Consider the following 20100-nt stretch of genomic DNA (forward strand, 5'->3'; position numbering starts at 1 on the left):
CGTTCACAGTACGACCCTACAGTGCTCCGCTGAACGCTTGGTGCAGCAGCGACTTCTTCAACGCATCCAGCGCGGCGAGCTTTCGCTGGTAGATGGATTCGAGGCGTTGGCTTTCTTCGCGAAGAGCATTTAATTGCTCGGCAATCTGCCGTTGTGTTTCTAATGGCGGCATTGGAATCAGGTATGATTTGATGTCGCCAAGGTTGATATGTGGATGGGCTGCTCCTACTGCCGCTCTCGTAGCCTGCTCACGACCTATTGAGCCATTCAACACGTAGAGGAGGAATGAAGCGTCGAGTTTTGAGGAGGGTCGAAACAGGCACATTCCTTGGGAAAGGCAGACACGAGGCGACCTCGGCAGCAGTGCCGCCCAACCATAACTAAGTTCCCTCGAATAGACGATGTCCCCTGGCTTTGGTTTGTACCTTTTTGACTGAATCTCATATTCCTCTTCGCAGACTCGCAATGCCCCTTCCAAGTTGAGTTTTCCATTCACTACGTCACGCGGGCGCAAAGCTGGGATTCCGTCGTCCGCGTATTTTGGCGTCCGATGGGCACTATCCACAAAGAGATCACACACCGAAACAAGTTGAAGATTTTCCCATCCCTTACCGCGCTGAGTGAAAACGGATTGGAGGTGGCTTTCGAAGAGGGCGCGGGCGTTGCGGAGGTTCTTTTCGGCGTTGGCCTTGGCGGTGGCCAGGCCCTCAAACGCTTCGTCGAGGATACCAACGATCCGCTGTTGCTCGAAGAGCGATTCTGGATAGTGTACCGGGAACTTTTCAGCCAAGGCGGACCGAGCCAATTCCGTTTGGCCTCCACAACCCTCGCCAGCTTCCTTGATGGCGTCTTCGATGACCACGAGCATGTAGCCGAAGAACTCCGGATAGAACTTCCCCGGAGTAGGACGAACAATGGTCACATGCGAATCAACAGTCGTCGGCTCCAGAGGAGCTTCACGAAGTTGTGCAACACGACCAAGCGTCCCTGTTCCAGTGGAGTTGACGAGCACGTCCCCGGCTTGGATCAGCCTTTCACTTCCAACCTTCTTTGCCCGCGCATCATGTCTGCGTGAGGGTTCATAGCTGACGCGATGATCACGAATGCACTTCTGGTTCAGGACACAAATCCCTCCACTTTCGAGATACCTGGGAGAAATGCCGCGATTCAGAAATGAGCAGACTTCGCCAAGACTCTTTGTCTTCCACCCATTCTTCATAGCAACGCTCTGATGTTCCCCAAGACCTCCGCGCTCTCCGCATCCAGCGCGGAGATCTCGTCCATGATCTCTTTCGGGCTGCGGTGCGTCACCATCTCGCCGCCATTCGGGTTCTTCACAGAAAGGTCAAAGGTTGTCTGGTCGATGCTCTTGGCATCCACGCTCCAACTCTTCGGTGAGTCACCTGAGGTCTTTTGCAACTTCACGAACTCTTTTAGGTCGTCGTCATTCAGCGGATTGCTCTTTCCGAGGCTGCGGCCTGGGTCGAGTTGGTAGAACCAGACTTTACGTGTGGGTGCGCCTTTCTCGAAGAAGAGCACTACGGTCTTCACGCCCGCACCCTGGAACGTACCGCCGGGACAATCGAGCACCGTGTAGAGGTTGCAACTTTCCAGCAGGAGTTTTCTCAAACTCACCGAAGCATTGTCGGTATTGGAGAGGAAGGTATTCTTAATGACCACTCCACCGCGTCCACCCGCTCTCAGCATCTTGATGAAGTGTTGGAGAAAGAGAAAGGCCGTCTCGCCGGTGCGGATGGGGAAGTTCTGCTGCACTTCTTTCCGCTCTTTCCCGCCGAAGGGGGGATTGGCCAGCACGACGTCATAGCGGTCCTTCTCCTGAATGTCGGCGAGGTTCTCGGTGAGCGTGTTGGTGTGGATGATGTTCGGTGCCTCGATGCCATGCAGAATCATGTTCATGATCGCCATGACGTAGGCGAGGGACTTCTTTTCCTTCCCGTAGAAGGTGCGGGTTTGGAGCGTGGTGAGGTCTTTCGTCGTCAGGTTGCCCTTTGACTTCAAGTAGTCGAAGGCCTCGCACAAGAAGCCCGCCGACCCGCAGGCCCCGTCGTAGATCTTGTCGCCGATCTTCGGTTTGACCACCTGCACCATGGCGCGAATGAGCGGACGCGGGGTGTAATACTCGCCGCCGTTGCGCCCGGCGTTGCCCATGTTCTTGATCTTGGCTTCGTAGAGGTGCGACAGCTCGTGCTTCTCCGTCTGGGAGCGGAAACGCAGCTCGTCGATGTGGTCGATGATCTCACGCAGGTTGTAGCCGCTCTGGATCTTGTTCTTGATCTCGCCGAAGATTTCGCCGATCTTATATTCGATCGTATTCGGCCCGCTGGCCTTCTGCTTGAAGCTGTGCAGGTAGGGAAAGAGCTTCAGGTTGACGAACTCGCTCAGGTCACTCCCGGTCATTGCTTTGTTGTGGTCGAGCTTGCCGTCTTTGCCCTTGGGTGCAGCCCAGCTCTCCCAGCGAAAATCTTTGTCGAGAATAAAGCTGTATCGTTTGCCCTCCAGCTTCGCTTCGTCAGCCTTATCCTGCTCCAGTCCATCGAGATACTTGAGAAACAACAGCCACGAGGTCTGCTCGGTATAGTCCAGCTCGGTAGTACAGCCAGCCTCCTTCCGAAGCACATCATCAATATTTCTAAACGCTTGTTCAAACATGCAGAAATTCTCCGCGCAGCGGTGAGGGAATGGCGGTTGAAGAATACCCTGTTATTGCCAGGAAATCACCCCGCCTTTGGGGGAAGGGGAAAGTGCTGAGTACTGAGCGGGAGTGTTGGGATCGGACGAGGAGAAACCCCGTCAGGTTACTAGGGCCTCTTAAAGACGTGCTGAGTATGGCCGGGTGGTGAACAGTGAGGAGGTTGAGAACCGAACGGCTGGCGGTCTACGGTACTCTAGGCGGCTGCGTAGGTTCGCACGTCTACTTGCACTCCTGCGCGGACAGCCTCTTCTGCTGTCTTCAAGAGACTCGCGGTGACCTGTTCTTCAATATACTCTTCGCCGCAATTCGCGCACACCCGTGCCGGAACGCCTTTAATAACCACGGTTGCGTTGTCGCGCTCAAGAGTCACCGTCGCTGTTCCTGGGTGAGTTTCTCCGGTTTTGCAGATTACGCATGTCATCGAGAGATCCTCCGCTTAAATTCTCCGTCCCACTCTCCGGCATCCGGCTGATAGACGGTCACGATAATCGTTTCCTTAACCGATGCATGGTCAGCTGCCACGACGTGTATCGGCCGAGACCCGATCCACCCCAGAATCAACCGACTGGGGAAGGGCTTATCCGTTGGATAAGTCGCGATGGTTTCTCCGGTTTCGATGACGCGCCGAACCTCTTCCTTGCTAATCTTTCGTTGAAACATCCGCTGAATGGCGTGGACCCGAAAGACCAGATGACATTGGCTCATGCTCTCGCAACCCCTGCCCGACATTCCCACATATTTCTATTTGAAGTCTAACGTACCGCCATGATGAATGTCATCTGACGGGCCATCTGTTTCCCAGATATTGACTAGGCTTTTTGTTAGTCAGTTGGGTCTATGCGGACGACAAAGGCAGAATGAAATGACAGGACTGGCAAGAAGCTGAGCTCTATAGGGGGACGGCTTCGGCATGAATGCGCTGTTCCAGGTGCGGGCTGAGCCCCCCATCCGTCAGGACGTCGACTTTATGGTTCAATAATTCTTCCAGATCCTGCCACAGTTCGATGAGATCGAGCAGGCTTCGGCCTTCTTCCATATCCACGAGGAAGTCGATATCGCTGTCAGGCCGCGCATCTCCCCGTGCCACGGAGCCGAATACCCGGACTTTCTGCGCACCATGCCGCGCGGCGATCTGGAGGATTTGGCTTCGTTTGGACTGGAGTAATTGACGGATGCTCATCACAGGTCTCCTGCGCGTAGTGTAGCCAAAATCTACAGGGAACTCCGGCAATGCTCCCCTCTCGGGTGGGAGCCCGGAAGCGCTGCGTTGGGAGGGGTAAGGGCTGAGCACATAAACTGCGGGACTAGGGGGAATCGGCCTCAGAGTATTCACCGATTGATTCGAGACTGGGAGAGGAGTACCGTTTTCACATTCCCCACCAGAAAGGAGGCTCCCATGACACGCTTCCGACTCCCCTTCTTCACTGTTCTCCTGTTCCTCTCCTGGACAACGCTAGCTTCGGCTGAAATTCTGGCCCTCTTGAACTATGAGAGTAAGCCCGGTCAGCCGGTGCGCCGCGAAGGCATCGCCATCATGGACATTGATCCCGACTCTGCGGACTTCGGGAAGATCCTGATGGAGATTCCCCTTCCGCCCGACCTCGTCGCGCACCACATTTTCTTCAATCGCGACCGGAGCAAGGCTTATATCACGTCCTTGGGGAAAAGCCTGTTGCATGTCATAGACCTCACCCATTTCCCCTATCGCCTGCGTGCGATTGATGTGCCGGACTGCCAGGTCGGCGAGGATCTCGTCGTCTCTGAAGATAACCGGACCTGGTACCTCACCTGTATGGGTTCGAGCAAGGTGATTATGGGCGACGCGCGCCTCGATAAACCGATCAAGACGATCAGCGCGGCGGCACCGGCAGCGGCCTACATTCTGTATCCGCACGGGATTGCGATTCATAATGGTATCGATCGCGTCCTCGTTACCAGCTCCGTCAAGCCGGATATGTCGGAGGTGGGTGAGTCGGTTACGGTACTGGAAGCCAGTACCGGGAACGTGCTCTCGACGCACAAAATCTCGACGAAACCTTCTCCCGCGAAATCCGCTCCCGTCGAAATCATGTTCAGCCCGAAGGCTGATCCTCCCGTGGTGCACATCACCAATATGATGGAAGGGACGCTGTGGGTCGGAGTCTGGGATCCGAAGGCCCGGTCGTTTTCCTTCAATCAGGTCGATGACTTCGGTCCACGGGAACAAGGGATGCCGTTGGAAATGCTTTACAACAAAAAAGGGGACCGCTTGTTCGTCACCACGGCCAAGCCGGGGTATGTGAATCTGTATGACAATACCGATCCGCGGGAGCCGAAGTTCCTCAAAACGATTGCCGCCGCTGCCGGCGCTCATCATAGTGTGCTGTCGCCCGATGAACGGTACCTCTTCGTCCAGAATAGTCTGCTGAATTTGGATGGTCTGAGCGATGGGTCCATCACGGTGATCGACCTGAAGAACGACACAGTCCTAGGGAGCATCGATACGTTGAAAGCGCAAGGGTTCAACCCCAACTGCATCATGCTGCTGCCGAATCATTTTCAGGAGAACAGCATGCGGGCGAGCCGGTGAGGAGAAGGGTGAGTGCTGGGCGCTGAGTCCCGAGTGCTCCACGGAAGTCCTGAGCCCTTGGTCCCGTATGCTCCCAAGAAGTGCTGAGTGCTGAGTATGGCCGGGATGGTGAACCGTGAGGGGATGGGGAAGGGAAGGGCTGGCGAAGGGATATTACCCTGGCATGGGAAAGGCGGCGGACTCGATGGTGGCGAGGATTTTGGCTCGGGTTTCATGATCGAACTCATGTCCGTAGAAGCGCAGAAAAAGCCCTTTCCGAATGGCCTCGACCGTGGCTTGTGGATCGCGTTCTCTGAGGGACGCCTCCACGAGGGCGCGGGCGGTGTCCCGCATGGCACAGCCCATAACGAGCCGCTCTTCACCCGTCCGCTGCATGAGCATGGCACGATAGCGCTGATCCATGTCCGTCGATGTATCGTTCATGCTGACACCTCGCGGTAGAGTGATGCCAGGCCCAATCGGTCTGCCCATCGAGACAGATACGCCGTATCGAGGCCTTGGACCGAATTGAGCAAGTTCCGGACATCCGTGAATTGCATCTCAGATCGGCTCTCCTTGGCCCAATCCAGCTTGGACAGAATGAGATCTTCAGGCGACACGATGAAGACCTGCTGGCCTGCGATAGAGACTGCACGGCGCCGGGTAAACTCTTCTCGACGGTATTCTGTCTCCTTCCGCACGACACAGTCTACCTTGACCACCAGGGCGTTGTGAATCATGTTGAACATGGCATGCTCTCGTACGGCTCGCTGGACCATGTCCCGGTCGATATAGTAGTCCTGTTGGAACAAGCGCGTGATGCGATCCACATCCCGCTCGAACAATTCCACGACCAGGTCGATAGCGCGCGTCATCCGGGGAACGGAATAAAAATTCGCCGCCATTGAGCCGGTTACCATATACGGGATGCCGGCCCCTTCTAAGTCGGCGGTTACAGCCTTGAGTACATCTACCTCATCGCTCACGGCCTCAGTACACTCCTCGTTGAACCGTCATGACCGCCGGAGCTTACCGCTTTCTCAACGAAAATTCACCAGTCTCGCAGGGGGCATGACAGCTGAATCGTAATGAGGAACATACGAGGGCCTGAGGGGATGCGAGTTGACGGTCAAGACACGCGGCCTGTCTACACCTTGGGAATGCGGATGGTGCTGATCATCAAGCTGCCGGAGAGGACGAAGAGCAAGGACAAGGGGTGCAGGTCGCAGGGCCCGACGGTCCAGACGCCCCAATAGAGCTGCTCGCCCAGCCGGTCCTGCCAGGCGGCCAGGGCCAGGACGGCGGTCAACACGACGGTGGTGGGAATGGGCGTGCCTTCGAAGTAGGCCACTGTGTCCTTCCCAGCGGAGAGGGCTTCGGCGGTGACGTTGTACCGGGCCAGCCGGCTGACGCCGCAACAGACGAAATAGGTAAGTGCGATCCAGTCCCACCCTCCCTGCAAGCCGGCGGCATACCCGAGCGCGGCGGGCGCGACTCCGAACGAGATGACGTCGGCCAGCGAATCCAGCTCCCGCCCGAGCGGCGATTGCATGTGCCGCCAGCGGGCGACCCGGCCGTCGAGCCAGTCGAAGAGGAGGGCCGCCGGCGCCAGGGCGGTGGCGGCAAGGAAATGGGACGCCGACTGATTCCCCATGTAGCGCATGCTCAGCAACACGGCCGCGAGCCCGCAGGCGCCGTTCCCGAGCGTGAGGAAGTCAGCCAGGTGAAACTGGCGGATCATCGAGAAGTATTTGCGAGGAGTCCTTGCCACTGCGGGGCAATCTACGACGGAGTCCGGCAAATGTCCAGGATGCAACTTCAGGCTTTGAAGCCGATGCGGAACCGGCCATCGTCCTTCTGTTCCAATTTTTGAGGTCGCACATTGCGGCCTCAAGTGGCGACACACCTGCTGATCCAGCACCGAAACCTGCTTCACCGCAGGCAGGTTCTAGGCGGCTTTCGCAGCCGCTTTTTCTAAGAGCTCATGAATCAGGGATTGATAGGGCTTCCCTTGCTTGGCGGCCATCTTGCGAAGTTGATTCAACAGCGTCGGAGAGAGACGAATCGCGATCAACTGCTTGGCCATGCCGCTGGCAGGCCTGCCGACACGACGCATGCGCTTTAATTCCGCGTCCGTGGCTTCCGGAATGTCTGAGAAATCAATCTGCGCGTCCGGTATAGGCCTGACGCTCTTTCCGGCTCGCCTGCCTTGCGCTGATGATCCGGATGGCTTCTTTTTCATGATTTCTTCTCCGTATCGTATACATCACGAAGAGAATTCGCCCTGACAATGATTGTCCTATACGCCGGCGACGATGCCCATAGGCGGAGTGTTCTGGATCTTCTCCGTCCAAGGCATTGGCATCGACAAAGATCGTCGAGGCCTCTTCGAATCGGACTCCGTGTTTTTCGAAGTTGGCACTCGCCTTCTTCCTGTCCCAGGTAAACACATTCTCGTATATACACGAATAGAGTCCCTGCCGGCAAGACTACCGGGGCTGCCGAGTGCGTCTCAGAACCGCTGCGGTTCTGCGGGAGGAGCTGTTTCGGATTGAGGCTGGATCGCGACCGGCACTGTGATGGGCGCTGTGGCCTGAGCCCCCTGCCCCGCGTCGAGGAGGATGGCGACGAGCATGTCGCTCATGACGTTTACCCCGGAACGGGCGCGGGCGATGATCCAGTCCACGGTCATGATGAGCGGAATGGCGGCGATGATCACGTGATCGGGCAGGCCGGCGGCGGCCAGCACGAGCGGCAACACGATCAACCCCGCTTCCGGAATTCCGGCGACGCCCGACCCGGCGATGATCGACGCGAGCACGATCAAAATCTGTTTGGCCATCGGCAGGTCATACCCCAGCGCCTGAGCGAGAAACAGCGCGGCCATGGCTTCATACAAGGTGATGCCGTCGTTATTGAGATTCGTCCCGACGCAGGCGGCGAGGCGTGAGGATTGCGGCGAGACCTTCATGCGCTCCAGGCAGCGCAGCGTAATCGGCACGGTGGCGAGGCTGCTGTTGCAGGACACGGCGGTCATAATGGCGTCGGCCCCCTGCCCCAGATAGATCTTGGGATTCTTTTTGCCGACCAGCCAGGCCACCAGCGGATAGTAGAGGAGTGAATGGATGGCGAGGCCTGCCAGCATGGCGACGAGGAAGATCCACAGCACGGAGAAGACGCCGACGCCCGATTTCCCCACGACCTGGGCGACGACGCCGAAGACGGCGAGCGGCACAGCCAGGATGATCCAGCCGAGGATCTGCACGAGCCAACCATAGATGCGCTCGATCCCCTGCACGAGTGCCAAGACCACCCCGCCCGCTTGGCCTGACCGGCCGTGCAGGTAGCGCAGGGTCGCGCCCAGGATGAGCGCGAGGAGGACGACGCCGATGATGTTGTTGCTGGAAAAGGGATCCGCGATGGTGCGCGGAATATAGGACGCCAGATACTCGATCGGGCTCTGCGAGCCGGCCTGCACGTTGGCCAGCGCGGACGACGAGAGCGTGGTGCCGGGCACGAGGTGGAGGAGTTCATCGACATGGCCCAGCCAGGCCAGGCCCGGCTGCCAGAAATTCATGATGGCCAGGCCGATGGCCATGGCGACGGAGACATTCACCAGACAAATGACCAGCAACTTGCCGCCCTGGCGGAGCGGAATGCTGGTACGGATCAACGCATCGAGGATCGCAAAGAAGATGAGCGGGATCGCAAGTGTCTTCAGGAGCGTGACGACGAAAAGGCCGAGCTTGCCCAGATGCTCATTCCGCAAACCCCCGAGATAGGGATCCTGACCGAAGATGGCGCCAAGGAGCGCACCACAGGCGACGGCGACGAGGACTTGCGTATAGAGCGGCGGCATCCCGCGCGGAGACGTGTGCATCAGGGCCTCTCGTGAGTCGCGGCAGCATACCTGTTTCGCCATCCAAACGCACCCCGACGCGGGACACTCACTCCCGCCAGAATCTTTGGATCGCACACCGGCATGAGGCAGACGGCCTTAGTCGTATAGATCCGACCGGCCATGCCGTGCGGCGACGACTGGGGCCGCTTGCGTCGTTGACAGAGAGGACGCCGTTAGTTGACAAACAAGGGATCGCGGACAATAGTACAAGACACGTCTCGACTGTCTCTGTCCCGCCGCCATGGCGGTTTCCCGTCCGCGAACCCGGCGTCTCACCCGCCCAGTTTCGTATCGATATCGATCTGCCCTCGCTCGGCGAGGCCGAACGGCGCGTCCTCGAATCCGCATTCCAGGAACTCGCGGCCTACCTGGACAGTCTTGGCGCACCCGACGGCGTGGCGCGCGCGGCGGCCCGCGCCGAACTGGTCACGGCTAATCCCCGCTCCATTCTCTCGTTGTTTATCACCGATAATCCCTTTGCGCTCCCCTATCGCCTGCCCCTCGTCGCCGAGGCGCCGCCACGTAGCGCGGTGCCACCGGCCGGAGCACCGCCCGCGACGCTACCGTCGGACCCGACGCCGAAGGCCGCTCCGATCCGCGCCACGGGGGCGACGACCTGGTCCTGGAGCCTGGTCGCGGAAGGCTTCCGACTCGCCGCGCAACTGTTGCGCGACCTGGCGATCCGCTTCCGCCCGGGGCCGGTCGCGCGCCTGTTCGTGACGCCGATTTCGTTCGCCTTCATCGGACACCCCCGCATGCTGGACGATGTGCCGCGGAAGTTTCCCTTCGCCCGCCTCCTGCCCACCCGATTGGTGGGACGGTGGTTCCGCTATCAATGGCCGTTTGTCGCCTCGTATATTACCGGTCTGACGATGGCGGACGGGACGCCGACGACGGGCGCGATGCTCATTTCTCCGTTGACGACGGAACAGATGATTCGCAATCCCCGCCTGGCCCGGCAGCGGGTGCTGCAAACCGTCCGCCTCGCCGAAAAGATGGGCGCCACGATCGCCGGGCTGGGCGCCTTCACGTCGATCGTGACCCGCGACGGCCGCGATCTCGAAGGCAAGGTGCAGCTCGGCTTGACGACCGGCAACCCCCATTCGGCGGCGATCGCCGTGCAGAATGTGCTGGAGGCCGCAGCGCTGACGAATCTCAGCCTGCCGCACGCGACAGCCGCGATTGTGGGCGGCGCCGGCTCAGTCGGCTCCTCCTGTGCCAAGATGCTGGCCCGGCTGGTCGCCCGGCTCATTATCATCGACATTAAGAAGGATGCCGTCCAGACGCTGCTTACGGACCTCGCCGGCCAGCCGGCTGCCGTAGAGGGCACGTCGAATCTCGATTGCGTCCGCGAGGCCGATATTGTCATCGCCGCCACAAACAATCCGTACATTCTTCTGACGGCGGCCCACTTGAAGCCCGGCGCGATCGTAATCGATGCGGCCCAGCCCAAGAATGTCTCCGAAGAGATTCCTCGCCAGCGGCCCGACGTGCTCGTGATCGAATCGGCTGTGGTGCGCACCCCCGACGTGGACGTGCACTTCGATCTCGATCTCGCTCAGGGCGAAGCGCTCGGCTGTCTCTCGGAAACGATGATTTTGACCGCCATCGGATGGCACGGACACTACTCTCTCGGCAAAGCCGACCCGGCATTGGCCGCGCATATGATCGCCTCGGGCCGGGCTCTGGGGTTCCGCCTGGCGAAATTTCGCAACTCAAGCGGCTATGTGACCGACGAGCAGCTCTCCACCATCGCCCGAGCCAGAATGGCGTAACAGACCATGACCACCTCCGGCTACGCGATCAACGTGCATGCGATTCCCATGTTGCTCATGGGAGGCGTCACGCTCGGACTGGGACTGCTGGTCTACCGGTCGAACTACCGGTCCGCCGCCCATCGCCACTTCCTCGTCCTGTGCGCAAGCATTGCCCTGTGGCTCACCGCCACCAGCATTGGGCTCTGTGCCCCCACGCCGGAGCAGGCTTTGGCCTGGTTCCGGCTCGATAACGTCGGCGTCATGTTCATTTCCGTCGCGTTTTACGCCTTCTCCGCGGAATTCCTCCGGCTATCCCGCGCCAAGTCCATCTGGCTGGGCTATGGACTGGCCGCCCTGCTGGCCCTGGCCGTCGTCTTCCGCGACGATTTCGTGACGGGCGTCCGTCTCTACCGATGGGGGTATTTCCCGCAGTGGGGCCCGGCGAGCACCCTGTTCTTTCTTGTGTTCTTCGCTTACATGACCGCGGCCTTTACCGACTACGTGTGCGCCTACCGGAGGGCCACGACTCCGATCAGACGCCAGCAGATCAAATTCGTCCTGATTGCCTTCGTGATCGCCTACCTGGGCTCGGTGGATTTCTTTCCCGCGTTTGGGTACGACCTGTATCCCTTCGGCTACGTGCCCATTTTCCTGCTGACCGTGGTGGTGACGATCGCCATTCTCCGATACCACCTGCTGGATGCCGCCCTGTTCGTGTCGATGAGCGCGACCTATCTCCCGCTGGTCCCCTTCACGCTGGCGCTCGCGCTGCTCGCGCAGGGACTGAGCGACCTCTCCCCCCTTGCACTGGCAAGCGTGCTCGCGGGCGCCACCGTGGCGTTCACCGCTCTGTACGTCACCTTCCAGCCGTGGCTGCAATCGGCGCTCAACAAAGCGCTGTTTCCCTGCCGGTACGACGCCTACAACACGTTGACGCGCTTCAGCCACGCCATGGTCATGAATCTCGATCTCGTCAATTTACAGCAGGAGATCGTGCGGACGCTGCAGACCGTCCTGCGCATCGAGAAACTGTCCCTGTTTCTCTTCGACAAAGAGGCGGGCCGCTACGCGCTGAAAGCCTCGCACGGAGTAGACGAGGCCCTGGCCCATTCCATCCGGCTCACGAGCTCTGAATCGTTTGCGCGCTTTCTCCTGGAGCGCAACCAGCCAATCGTCAAAGAAGAACTACAGGACGACCCTTCTGGTCCGGGCGACCAGGTGATGCCCGGTCTGCTCGACACCCTGACGACGATGGACTCGGAGGTCTGTCTTCCGCTGGTCAATAAATCCCGCCTGATCGGATTTGTGAACCTGGGGCACAAGCCTTCGCTGGACTTCTATTCCCAGGATGAACTCAATCTGCTCCGCTCGCTGGCCGACAGTGCGGCCATTGCGCTCGACAATGCGATGCTCTACGAGGACTGGAAACAGACCCAGCTCCTGATCCGGCGAGCGGACCGCCTGCGCTCGCTCGAAACGATCGCGGGGGGATTCGCCCACGAGATACGGAACCCCTTAACTTCGATCAAGACCTTCATCCAGTTGGCGCCCTCTCGGCGCGATGACGCCGACTTTATGAACTCGTTCAGCGCCGTGGTGGCCGACGATCTGGCGCGTATCGAACGCCTGATCGAAGAGATTCTCGACTATGCCCGCTATATGAAACCCAAGTTCTCATCGGAATCGCTGAACGAGATCGTCGCGTCCTGCGTCCACTTCATCGAGGTGAAGGCTTCGACGCTGGGGGTGACAATCGAGAAGCACCTGGCCGAGCCGTTGGCGCCGATCATGGTGGATCGACAACAGATCAAGCAGGTGTTGATGAATCTGATCCTGAACGCCATGGACGCGATGAAGGTCCAGGGAGGACGGTTGAGCGTCGTCACGCAGCACCTGACTCGACTCGACGGAACGCGATGGATTCAGATCCAGGTCTCGGATACCGGCTGCGGAATTGCCCCCGAGGATCTCCCCCACATCTTCGATCCCTTTTTCACCACGAAACATGAAAGCACTGAGCATGCCGGAACCGGACTCGGGCTTTCCATCGTCCACCAGATCATTCAGGAACATGCCGGGAAAGTGGAGGCCCGCAGCACAGTCGGCCAAGGCACCGTCTTCACGCTCGTCCTCCCGGACAAGCCCCACGCTGAAACAGCCGAGCGGCCTGCGTCTCCTTCTCCAGGAAAACTGGTATTCCTCCCGCGTCTCCCACCGCACCTTACCAGACAGACCGGAACCGACGGGCCCTAACGTTCGCAGCGAGCCCCGATTCGAGATGGCTCTCTCCCCATCAAGATCCCGCCCTTCTTCTAGGCAGGCAATAAAAAAGCCTGCCGGTATGATCCAGCAGGCTTCACTTTCCATTCTGGCCGATGGCCACACGTCTCAACCAGGTAAGAGACCCCGCTCTTCAGGACGATGATACCGATCTCAAAATAAGAAAGCCTGCTGGCTTTCACCAGCAGGCTTCTTTTTGTAACCCGGCATCGTCCTACTTTCCCACTGCCTCGCGGCAGCAGTATCATCGGCCTTGGAGGGCTTAACTTCCGTGTTCGGTATGGGAACGGGTGTGGCCCCTCCGGCAAGGACACCGGGAACATTGAATACGTCTTGATTGGTGCGTGCTGTGTGTAGATCGGTTCGAAGTCCGCGCATAACGCATCACTCAGAACGTTTCATCAGCACTCCGTGACGCGTTCTGCGCGCCGCGGTAAGACCATGTCTATCAGGAGCAAAGGATGTTAAACCGCACGACCGATTAGTACTGGTTAGCTACAGCGCTTACACGCCTTCCACACCCAGCCTATCAAACTCGTGGTCTACAAGTGGTCTTTAGGTAGCATATTGCTACGGGAGAGCTTATCTTGAGGCACGCTTCTCGCTTAGATGCTTTCAGCGATTATCGCTTCCGAACATAGCTACCCGGCGCTGCCGCTGGCGCGACAACCGGCACACTAGAGGTCCGTCCTTCACAGTCCTCTCGTACTAGTGAAAGCCCCTCTCAACTCTCCTCCGCCCACAACAGATAGGGACCGAACTGTCTCACGACGTTCTGAACCCAACTCTCGTACCGCTTTAATAGGCGAACAGCCTAACCCTTGGGACCAGCTTCAGCCCCAGGATGCGATGAGTCGACATCGAGGTGCCAAACCTCCCCGTCGATGTGAACTCTTGGGGGAGATCAGCCTGTTATCCCCGGCGTACCTTTTATCCGTTGAGCGATGGCCCTTCCACGCAGAACCACCGGATCACTAAGTCCGACTTTCGTCTCTGCTCGAGCTGTCACTCTCGCAGTCAAGCTCCCTTATGCCTTTGCACTCGACGGCTGATTACCGACCAGCCTGAGGGAACCTTTGAACGCCTCCGTTACTTTTTGGGAGGCGACCGCCCCAGTCAAACTACCCGCCAGACACTGTCTTCGCTCTGGATTACAGAGCCGAGTTAGAATATCAGAACGTTCAGGGTGGTATTTCAACGTTGCCTCCACCCGACCTAGCGGCCAGGCTTCACAGGCTCCCACCTATCCTACACAGCGCATTCCAACATCCAATGTCAAGTTGTAGTAAAGGTGCACAGGGTCTTTCCGTCTAGTTGCGGGCACCCGGCTTCTTCACCGGAACAACAAATTCGCTGAGTCACTTCCCGAGACAGCGCTCCAGTCGTTACGCCATTCATGCAGGTCGGAACTTACCCGACAAGGAATTTCGCTACCTTAGGACCGTTATAGTTACGGCCGCCGTTTACTGGGGCTTCCCTTCAGAGCGTTGCCTTGCGGCTAACTCCTCCGGTTAACCTTCCAGCACCGGGCAGGCGTCAGACCCTATACGTCCACTTGCGTGTTCGCAGAGTCCTGTGTTTTTGGTAAACAGTCGCTAGAGCCACTTTATTGCAACCACGTTCGGCTTAATTTGTACAATCTCACCTACGCGTGGCACCCCTTCTCCCGAAGTTACGGGGCTAAATTGCAAAGTTCCTTAGGAAGTGTTCTCTCACGCCCCTTGGTATATTCTACCCACCTACCTGTGTCGGATTGCGGTACGGACACTATCATAACTCGCTACGAGGCTTTTCTCGGCAGCATGGGATCAGCCCGTTTATGGCCTTGCGGCCTCCCCATCACCTCTCGGCGTTAATGGCCCCGCGGATTTGCCGACGAGACCCGCCTACGGGCTTGGACCGGGTATTCCAGGGACCCGGCGGTGCCTACCCTTCTGCGTCCCCCCTTCGCTGATAACGCTATGACAGTGGTACAGGAATGTTGACCTGTTTTCCATCGCCTACGCCTCTCGGCCTCGGCTTAGGGTCCGACTCACCCTGACCTGACGAACATAGGCCAGGAAACCTTAGGTTTACGGGGATGATGATTCTCACATCATTAATCGCTACTTATGCCTGCATAATCTCTTCTCTCCGCTCCAGCTGTCCTTGTCGGTCAACCTTCACAGCTGAGAGAATGCTCCTCTACCACTCAGCCCTTGCGGGTGAGTCCATAGCTTCGGTGGCAAACTTGAGCCCCGTTATATTTTCGGCGCATCATCGCTCGACCAGTGAGCTATTACGCACTCTTTAAAGGATGGCTGCTTCTAAGCCAACCTCCTGGCTGTCTGAGCGACAATACAACCTTTCCCACTTAGCTTGCGCTTAGGGACCTTAGCTGATGGTCTGGGCTATTTCCCTTTTGACCACGGATCTTAGCACCCGTAGTCTAACTCCCGTGCGTCCAGTAACGGCATTCGGAGTTTGATTGAGTTCAGTAGCGTTGGAACGCCCCTAGCTCATTCAGTGCTCTACCTCCGTCACGGCTGTCACGAGGCTAACCCTAAAGTTATTTCGAGGAGAACCAGCAATAACGAAGTTTGATTAGCCTTTCACCCCTACCCACAGCTCATCCGAGCTTTTTGCAACAAACATCAGTTCAGGCCTCCTTCGACTGTTACGTCGAATTCGCCTTGGCCATGGGTAGATCACTTCGCTTCGGGTCTATCCTACGCAACTAAATGCCCAGTTTGGACTCGCTTTCGCTACGGCTCCGGCTTTCCGCCTTAACCTTGCTGCGCAAGATAACTCGCAGGCTCATTAAGCAAAAGGCACACGATCAGGCATTCCCTTGCGGGCATAGCCCTTTCGTTGCTTGTAGGTGTACGGTTTCAGGTTCTATTTCACTCCCCTCACCGGGGTTCTTTTCACCTTTCCCTCACGGTACTGGTGCGCTATCGGTCATCAGCGAGTATTTAGCCTTGGAACGTGGTCGTCCCGGATTCCCACAGGGTTTCTCGGGCCCCGTGGTACTCAGGATCTCTGTCCAACAAGTCAGGGTCATGTCGCTTACAGGGCTGTCACCTTCTATGGCCGGCCTTTCCAGACCGTTCTGCTATGATCCTGATTTTTGACTTGCCGACGGGTCCGTATCACCGTCTAACAGAGACCTACAACACCGCAGTGACAACGCACACGGGCTTGACATCACTGCGGTTTGGGCTATTCCCTTTTCGCTCGCCACTACTTGGGGAATCTCGGTTGATTTCTATTCCTGCAGGTACTGAGATGTTTCACTTCCCTGCGTGGGCTTCTCGTCACCTATGTATTCAGTGACGGATAGGCGGCATTAATCGCCTGGGTTTCCCCATTCGGACATCCTCGGATCACGGCCTGCTTGCGGCTTCCCGAGGCTTATCGCAGCTAGCTACGTCCTTCATCGCCTGCTGATGCCAGGGCATTCACCGTACACCCTTAGTAGCTTAACAATCACTTTGCTCCTGATACACATGGTCTTTCATCAAGACCTATTCAATTTTCAAAGAACATGGACGACAGGTTACCCGTCATCCGACGCTGAATAGAGGAAGTTGAGCAAGAAACAGATTCGACACCGACTCAGATCTTTGGTGGAGCTGACTGGAATCGAACCAGCGACCCCCTGCTTGCAAAGCAGGTGCTCTCCCAACTGAGCTACAGCCCCGCAGATCCTTACTGGATAGTCCCCCAGACAGTTGCCTGGAATGCTGCGTAACTTAGACTCAGATGGTGGGCCTGGATAGAGTTGAACTATCGACCCCGCGCTTATCAAGCGCGTGCTCTAACCAACTGAGCTACAGGCCCAGCTGAGTCATGACGCCATCAAGGCCCGTTCTCACAGGACACGATAGATCCTGCAACATGATTCACGACTGAGCCTTCACTAAAATTCGGTGTAAGTGTATTGAAGAGGTGGCCCTCGGCCCTGGATTTTCTTTGGAGGTATGCTCCTTAGAAAGGAGGTGATCCAGCCGCAGGTTCCCCTACGGCTACCTTGTTACGACTTCACCCCAATCATCGGTCATACCGTGGGCGCCTGCCTCCTTGCGGTTGGCGCAACGACTTCAGGTACAACAAACTTTCGTGGTGTGACGGGCGGTGTGTACAAGGCCCGGGAACGTATTCACCGCGGCGTTCTGATCCGCGATTACTAGCGATTCCGCCTTCATGGGGTCGAGTTGCAGACCCCAATCTGAACTGAGGCCGGTTTTTTGGGATTGGCTCCCCCTTGCGGGTTTGCAGCCCTTTGTACCGGCCATTGTAGCACGTGTGTAGCCCCAGGCATAAAGGCCATGCTGACTTGACGTCATCCCCACCTTCCTCCCCGTTCTCCTGGGCAGTCTCTCCAGAGTTCTCAGCTTGACCTGTTAGTAACTGAAGACAGGGGTTGCGCTCGTTGCGGGACTTAACCCAACACCTCACGGCACGAGCTGACGACAGCCATGCAGCACCTGAGCAGGGTGGTATTTCTACCTCGTTGGGCTTTCACCCTTCTACTACCTGCATGTCCAGCCTGGGTAAGGTTCTTCGCGTTGCGTCGAATTAAACCACATGCTCCACCGCTTGTGCGGGCCCCCGTCAATTCCTTTGAGTTTCAACCTTGCGGCCGTACTTCCCAGGCGGGATACTTATTGCGTTAGCTGCGGCACCGGCGGTAAACCGCCGACACTTAGTATCCATAGTTTAAGGCGTGGACTACCAGGGTATCTAATCCTGTTTGCTCCCCACGCTTTCGAGCCTCAGCGTCAGAAATGTTCCAGAGCGCCGCCTTCGCCACCGGCCTTCCTCCCGATCTCTACGCATTTCACCGCTACACCGGGAATTCCGCGCTCCTCTCCCATCCTCTAGCTGAGCAGTCCCCTCTGCACTTTCCGGGTTAGGCCCGGAGATTTCACGGAGGGCTTACCCAACCGCCTACGCTCCCTGTACGCCCAGTGAATCCGAACAACGCTTGCCACCTTCGTATTACCGCGGCTGCTGGCACGAAGTTAGCCGTGGCTGCTTCTGGAGGTACCGTCCAAGTGGTTACCCACTCCATCTTCCCTCCCGAAAGGGGTTTACAATCCGAAGACCTTCATCCCCCACGCGGCGTCGCTGCGTCAGACTTTCGTCCATTGCGCAATATTCCTTACTGCTGCCTCCCGTAGGAGTCTGGCCCGTGTCGCAGTGCCAGTGTGGCTGATCGTCCTCTCAGACCAGCTACCCGTCGAAGCCTTGGTGAGCCGTTACCTCACCAACAAGCTGATAGGACATGAGCCCATCCATGAGCGCAATACCCACGGCATTGCTTTCTTTCCGAAACCGAAGTTCCGGAAACGTATGCGGTATTAGCTAACCTTTCGGCTAGTTATTCCCCACTCGAGGGTAGGTTACCCATGCATTCCTCACCCGTTCGCCGCTTTACAAGTGTATTGCTACACCTTCTCGCTCGACTTGCATGTATTAGGCGCGCCGCCAGCGTTCGTTCTGAGCCAGGATCAAACTCTCAAATAGGTGTTCTCTAAAATTGGACCAAGGGCCACCACTTCAATACACCTTACACCTTGCTCAACTTCCTCTATTCAGTTGTCAAAGAACACAACGTCGCGTTCGTGACGCGGGAGGCGCAATATAAACGTTGCGCACTCTCATGTCAAGGGACCCACTCAAAAAACTTCGGGTAGTTTCCCTCAGGCACCGCACCGTCTGGTTGCGGTATGCAGGCAAGAACTCATCCGCCCTCTGCCCTCGAACGAGTGGGAAGATAACAAAGCTCCCCCACGAGTGTCAAGCAACATTTTCATGTATAATCAAAAAATATGAGAAACAATGAATCACCACTGTTCATGCGGCGCCGAACGATTCTACAAACGCTCGGTCTCGTCGCGACGGCCGGAATAACCGGAGGCTGCGACGCCATCGGTTCTATTTTTGGACGCATGTTTGCGATTCCGCCACGCGAGACCACCTATTTCACACCGAATTCTAAATTTTACGTCGTCAATTACGCCGATTCCGCCGTCTCGATATCACGCGAGGTGAATATCGAGCAATGGAAAGTTCACGTGAAAGGCGTCGTGAAAACACCGCTTTCACTGGGCTGGCGTGATATTTTGAATCGCGATTCCTACGATCAAGTCTCCACGCTCATGTGTATCGACACCCTCCCCGGCGGCGACAGCCTGGGCACTGCCACCTGGCGCGGTATTTCATTAAAAAAGCTCCTCCTGGACGCCGGCGCCGACGAAGAAACTGCACGGGATGTGACTTTTCGCGGGATCGATGGCTACGACGACAGCATTCCGTTTACACGCGCGATGCAGGACGACGTGATGATTGCCTTCTTGATGAACGGCGAAAAACTCCCTAAGGAGCATGGCTTCCCGATCCGCCTCATCGTCCCCGGCCTGTACGGCATTAAAAACGTGAAATGGATTACCGAGATCGAGGTCTACCCGGGTGATTACCTAGGATACTGGCAGCGCAAAGGCTGGACTGACGACGCCACGATCAAGATTTTCTCCCGCATCGATTCCCCCGGCCACTACCAGACCTTGCGCGGGTCCGTGCAGAAATTCCGCGGGATTGCCTTCGGCGGCCCCAGCTCCATCAGCAAAGTCGAGCTCAGCTTCGATGCCGGCCGCACGTGGAGCGAATGCGAGATTGAACCGCCGATGTCGCCCTACTCCTGGGTGGTTTGGAACTACGCCTGGACCGCGCCGAAGCCAGGAAAATTTCAAACCGTGGTGCGGGCGACCGATACAAAAGGTCAACTGCAGATAGCTGAAATCGTCCGGCCACAGCCGGCCGGCGCGAGCGGATTGCACACGATCATTTCGGAACTGGCAGAGCTGTAGACTTGCGACGCCCGTCGCAATCGGCCGCACGGCACCGAAATTCATCC

General features: G+C 57.6%; 14 protein-coding genes, 2 tRNA genes and 3 rRNA genes. 4 read left to right on the forward strand and 15 right to left on the reverse strand.

The features are described 5' to 3' along the window. Positions 1–16: 16 nt before the first annotated feature. The 5 genes from Q8N04_00405 to Q8N04_00425 all read right to left on the reverse strand — a co-directional run bounded on the left by Q8N04_00405 (position 17) and on the right by Q8N04_00425 (position 3893). Positions 17–1219, reverse strand: a complete 1203-nt coding sequence (locus Q8N04_00405) for a restriction endonuclease subunit S (GenBank protein MDP3089116.1) — start codon at positions 1217–1219, stop codon at positions 17–19. Continuing rightward, the gene (locus tag Q8N04_00410) at positions 1216–2670 is read right to left on the reverse strand and encodes an N-6 DNA methylase (protein ID MDP3089117.1); all 1455 of its coding nucleotides are present in this window, start codon (positions 2668–2670) and stop codon (positions 1216–1218) included. Before Q8N04_00410 ends, Q8N04_00405 begins: the two co-directional genes overlap by 4 nt. A gap of 236 nt (positions 2671–2906) precedes the next feature. Beyond that, positions 2907–3134, reverse strand: a complete 228-nt coding sequence (locus Q8N04_00415; GenBank protein ID MDP3089118.1) for a type II toxin-antitoxin system MqsA family antitoxin — start codon at positions 3132–3134, stop codon at positions 2907–2909. Continuing rightward, a complete protein-coding gene (locus tag Q8N04_00420; GenBank protein ID MDP3089119.1) occupies positions 3131–3418 on the reverse strand; it encodes a DUF4258 domain-containing protein in 288 nt (95 codons plus the stop codon). The genes Q8N04_00415 and Q8N04_00420 overlap by 4 nt, the downstream gene beginning before the upstream one ends. 184 nt (positions 3419–3602) lie before the next feature. Then, positions 3603–3893 (reverse strand): nucleotidyltransferase family protein, encoded by a 291-nt coding sequence (locus tag Q8N04_00425; protein MDP3089120.1) that lies wholly within the window; start codon positions 3891–3893, stop codon positions 3603–3605. Between the two features lie 216 nt (positions 3894–4109). Between Q8N04_00425 and Q8N04_00430 the strand changes: the two genes are divergently transcribed. Then, complete coding sequence (locus tag Q8N04_00430) at positions 4110–5282, forward strand: YncE family protein (GenBank protein ID MDP3089121.1); 1173 nt, start codon at positions 4110–4112, stop codon at positions 5280–5282. Between the two features lie 153 nt (positions 5283–5435). Here the strand turns inward: Q8N04_00430 and Q8N04_00435 are convergent, their stop codons facing one another. The 5 genes from Q8N04_00435 to Q8N04_00455 all read right to left on the reverse strand — a co-directional run bounded on the left by Q8N04_00435 (position 5436) and on the right by Q8N04_00455 (position 9141). Continuing rightward, a complete protein-coding gene (locus Q8N04_00435) occupies positions 5436–5705 on the reverse strand; it encodes a hypothetical protein (GenBank protein ID MDP3089122.1) in 270 nt (89 codons plus the stop codon). Beyond that, complete coding sequence (locus Q8N04_00440; GenBank protein MDP3089123.1) at positions 5702–6247, reverse strand: hypothetical protein; 546 nt, start codon at positions 6245–6247, stop codon at positions 5702–5704. The genes Q8N04_00435 and Q8N04_00440 overlap by 4 nt, the downstream gene beginning before the upstream one ends. Positions 6248–6408: 161 nt before the next feature. Beyond that, positions 6409–7197, reverse strand: a complete 789-nt coding sequence (locus Q8N04_00445; protein ID MDP3089124.1) for a CDP-alcohol phosphatidyltransferase family protein — start codon at positions 7195–7197, stop codon at positions 6409–6411. Between the two features lie 12 nt (positions 7198–7209). Continuing rightward, positions 7210–7503 (reverse strand): BrnA antitoxin family protein, encoded by a 294-nt coding sequence (locus tag Q8N04_00450; GenBank protein ID MDP3089125.1) that lies wholly within the window; start codon positions 7501–7503, stop codon positions 7210–7212. A gap of 270 nt (positions 7504–7773) precedes the next feature. Then, positions 7774–9141 (reverse strand): dicarboxylate/amino acid:cation symporter, encoded by a 1368-nt coding sequence (locus tag Q8N04_00455; protein MDP3089126.1) that lies wholly within the window; start codon positions 9139–9141, stop codon positions 7774–7776. A gap of 146 nt (positions 9142–9287) precedes the next feature. On the opposite strand from Q8N04_00455, the gene Q8N04_00460 reads away from it, so the two are divergent. Next, positions 9288–10937, forward strand: a complete 1650-nt coding sequence (locus Q8N04_00460; GenBank protein MDP3089127.1) for a hypothetical protein — start codon at positions 9288–9290, stop codon at positions 10935–10937. A gap of 6 nt (positions 10938–10943) precedes the next feature. Further along, a complete protein-coding gene (locus Q8N04_00465) occupies positions 10944–13172 on the forward strand; it encodes an ATP-binding protein (protein ID MDP3089128.1) in 2229 nt (742 codons plus the stop codon). 228 nt (positions 13173–13400) lie between these two features. On the opposite strand, the gene rrf is transcribed toward Q8N04_00465, so the two are convergent. From rrf to Q8N04_00490, 5 genes are all read right to left on the reverse strand, one after another. Further along, positions 13401–13517 (reverse strand): 5S ribosomal RNA (rrf, locus tag Q8N04_00470). A gap of 142 nt (positions 13518–13659) precedes the next feature. Continuing rightward, positions 13660–16666: ribosomal RNA gene (locus Q8N04_00475) — 23S ribosomal RNA — on the reverse strand. Positions 16667–16805: 139 nt separating this feature from the next. Next, positions 16806–16881, reverse strand: a tRNA-Ala gene (locus tag Q8N04_00480). A 63-nt stretch (positions 16882–16944) separates the two neighbouring features. Further along, positions 16945–17021, reverse strand: a tRNA-Ile gene (locus Q8N04_00485). 151 nt (positions 17022–17172) lie between these two features. After that, a 16S ribosomal RNA gene (locus Q8N04_00490) occupies positions 17173–18710 on the reverse strand. Together the 16S, 23S and 5S rRNA genes with 2 tRNA genes alongside form the textbook arrangement of a ribosomal RNA operon. Positions 18711–19015: 305 nt before the next feature. Between Q8N04_00490 and Q8N04_00495 the strand changes: the two genes are divergently transcribed. After that, entirely contained in the window at positions 19016–20053 is a 1038-nt protein-coding gene (locus tag Q8N04_00495; protein ID MDP3089129.1) for a molybdopterin-dependent oxidoreductase, read from the forward strand. Positions 20054–20100: the final 47 nt, after the last annotated feature.

This window comes from Nitrospira sp., from assembly GCA_030692565.1.
In the GTDB taxonomy this organism is placed as follows: domain Bacteria; phylum Nitrospirota; class Nitrospiria; order Nitrospirales; family Nitrospiraceae; genus Nitrospira_D.